Origin of the sequence: Pediococcus damnosus, assembly GCF_001437255.1 — a bacterium.
GTDB classification, from domain to species: Bacteria; Bacillota; Bacilli; order Lactobacillales; family Lactobacillaceae; genus Pediococcus; species Pediococcus damnosus.
In genome coordinates this window covers 1-609 of sequence record NZ_JQBD01000182.1, presented here as the reverse complement: position 1 = coordinate 609, position 609 = coordinate 1, and the positions used below count along the sequence as shown (strand labels likewise).

Genomic DNA, 609 nt, shown 5'->3' with positions numbered 1-609 from the left:
TGCTTTTGCACCTTTTCTGGATAAGTAATATTTTGGTTTATCCAAGGAAAATGCCTCAAATCGTTCTTAAAAACTTGTCCCTTCTCTCTTGCATAAACAGAGGTAAACTTTTCGCTATTATCATAGATCATGACCTTATCAGATTTAAAGGCCACTAATGGCAAATTATGTTTGGATTGCTGATAACGTTTCTTGATCGTTGCTACTGGAACACCGTGGCCACCTTTTTGTACCCGTTCGTTGACCCTTTGGATAGCTAAATTTTCATCTCGCAAAGCAACATATAATAAAGTCACTTCAAAGCCATTTTTGTGAGCTTTGTCAATCAAATTGAGTTGAGCTTTGCCTCTACCTGCCAGTGTTGTTTCTACGTGAATACTTTGCTGGTGATCTAAAGCATAGTGTAGTTGTTTGATTTCTTCTTTCATGGCTTTTAAGTTGTCACTATCTTTATGCCAATCGCCACCCATTTGTCTTAAAAGTTCATCAGCGTTAATCCGTTTTGTTTTGTCAAACAAGATGGGAAATGTATCGTATAGCGTACTTTTTCCTGCTCCGTTAATACCAGCAACAATTATATATTGGGGTTTATCTATCAACGGACAAAGT

General features: G+C 37.1%; 1 protein-coding gene. It reads right to left on the bottom strand.

The genetic code is table 11. From position 1 onward, the window contains the following. Nucleotides 1-599 (bottom strand): ATPase (locus IV84_RS10555; protein WP_056986638.1); only part of this gene is annotated, 599 nt, incomplete at its 3' end. Between the last annotated feature and the right edge of the window lie 10 nt (nt 600-609).